Source organism: Ligilactobacillus sp., from assembly GCF_036846325.1.
GTDB lineage: Bacteria > Bacillota > Bacilli > Lactobacillales > Lactobacillaceae > Ligilactobacillus.
In genome coordinates, this window is record NZ_DAIUCE010000173.1 from 1 (window position 1) to 2,299 (window position 2,299).

The window sequence follows — 2,299 nt, forward strand, 5'->3', positions numbered from 1 at the left end:
CAGTTGAAATTGAAGATGGGAGAAACCATGTCCCGGATGATTTGCAAAACTGCGAATCATCCGGGCTTTTTGTGTATGCGGCGCTGAATGTTTTATTTGCCTTTAATCCCGTCCTGGCGCACTGATTGAACAGGCGGTGCGCAGCTCTGTATTTTGAAAAAAGCATGTTTTCATTCAGGGAAGGGTGCTTTTCCCCAGACTCCTTTTTCAGCTGAGAAATTAAAGCGCTTGCACAAATGCCTGTTTTTGCATAGAATAAAAGTGATATAGAGATTGATTAGAGGGATGTTCATGGATATTGAAAAACTGCTTGCGCTTTTTCCGCAGGCAAATCTGGGAGAAAAGCAGATTGGGGCAATTTCATTCAGGCAGGGGGATGCCTTTTTGAATATTCCGGCAGCCGAACTGTCGGAAAAAGAGAAGAGGATTCTGGAAGCTTTCCTGGAAGAAAAAGCTGACTTTGAAGTCGAACACGGACCCTGGCAGGATTATCTGACGGAAAGAAGCGACGTCAAGCCGGTCAGCCGGGGAAAAATCAGGTTCATTCAATATGAAATACACTCACTGAACCGGGATGAGTTTGACATGGAGCTGTTCAGGAAGGCTTTTTCCGCACTGTTTCCAAGAAAACCGGCAGCGGTCTTCCTTCTTTCCGAAAACAGCGGTGTGGCGGTTGAGAAAATCAGCGCGGCAAGTTTTGACATGGATGACTTCAAGGGGATCATCCAGGCACTTGATGCGGATCTCGGGGCAAGCTGCCGTGTATTTGTCGGACATATCTGGGACTGCAAGGATGATCTGCGCGGACTTTTTTCGGAGGAACGACGTGTCTTTATAACGGAAAATCCGCCTGAACAGGTTTTTGACATGGCTGAAGTTGCGCTTCACTACTATTGTCATGAAAAGTCATCTGAGAGTCTGCTTGCCGGAAGTTATCATCAACTGCTTTCAAAGGATCCGGCGCTAAGGGAAATCGTTATTGCCCTGTACCATGAAAAAGGCAACGTGTCATCAGCGGCAAAGAAACTGTATCTTCACAGAAACACGCTTCAGTACAGGATAGACAGGCTGCGGCAGGAAACAGGCCTCAATTTGCGCCGGATGAATGACCTTGTCTTCTGCTACATGATGCTGCAGTGATATGCAACCGTTTTCGTAAAAGTGCACAAAGATTACTGAATTTTTTTGTGCAACTTGCGCTGGTTTAAAGAAACCCCTTTCAATATAATTGTAAGCGTAAACATGATAAAAGACAGGTGAACAAAATGGTTGAATTGAATTTAAGACACATTTACAAACATTATGACAATGCCGAGGACGGTCAATATTCCGTAACAGACTTCAATCTGGACGTCAAGGATCAGGAATTCATCGTCTTCGTCGGACCGTCCGGATGCGGCAAGTCAACGACCTTGCGCATGATTGCCGGCCTGGAAGACATTTCCAAGGGCGAATTCCTGATTGACGGCCGCGTTGTCAACGACGAGGCACCAAAGGACCGTGACATTGCCATGGTTTTCCAGAACTACGCCTTGTACCCGCACATGACGGTTTATGACAACATGGCATTCGGCTTGAAGCTGCGCAAGTATGACAAGGACGACATTGACAAGCGTGTCCATCATGCCGCAAAGATTCTGGGACTGGAGGAATATCTCGAACGCAAGCCGGCCGCTCTTTCCGGTGGTCAGCGTCAACGTGTTGCCCTGGGTCGTGCAATCGTGCGTGATGCACCGATTTTCCTGATGGACGAACCGCTTTCCAACCTGGATGCCAAGCTTCGTGTCTCCATGCGTGCGGAAATCGCCAAGCTGCACCAACAGCTCAAGACGACGACGATTTACGTTACGCACGATCAAACGGAAGCCATGACGATGGCCGACCGCATCGTTGTCATGCGCGACGGCAAGATTCAGCAGGTCGGAACACCACAGGAAGTCTACGATCATCCGGCAAATGTGTTCGTCGGCGGGTTCATCGGATCACCCGCAATGAACTTCTTCAACGTGAAGCTTAAGGACGGCAGGATTACCGATGAGGGCAACAACTTTACCCTGTCCGTTCCGGAAGGCTGCCTGAAGGAGCTCAAGGACAAGGGATACGACGGCAAGGAAATCGTCTTCGGCATCCGTCCGGAAGACATTCATTCCGAACCGCCGTTCCTTGAAACGTTCCCTGAATCGGTCGTCAATGCTGAAGTCGTCGTTTCAGAACTTCTCGGCGCCGATTCGCAGCTTTACAGCCGTGTCGGCAATACGGAATTTGTTTCAAAGGTTGACGCGCGCGACTACCTTGCGCC

2 protein-coding genes are annotated in these 2,299 nt (G+C 49.0%); both read left to right on the top strand.

The window, feature by feature from the left end; genetic code table 11:
• Window positions 1-291 precede the first annotated feature (291 nt).
• Window positions 292-1,140 carry a PucR family transcriptional regulator gene (locus V7Z60_RS09855; RefSeq protein WP_334117636.1) on the top strand — a complete coding sequence of 283 codons (849 nt, stop codon included), beginning with the start codon at window positions 292-294 and terminating at the stop codon, window positions 1,138-1,140.
• 125 nt (window positions 1,141-1,265) lie between these two features.
• The coding region (locus V7Z60_RS09860; protein WP_334117637.1) for an ABC transporter ATP-binding protein at window positions 1,266-2,299 on the top strand (1,034 nt) is incomplete at its 3' end.

Excerpts from the sequence above, each read along its gene's own strand:
- V7Z60_RS09855 (WP_334117636.1), top strand. The coding sequence starts at position 292 with ATGGATATTGAAAAACTGCTTGCGCTTTTTCCGCAGGCAAATCTGGGA.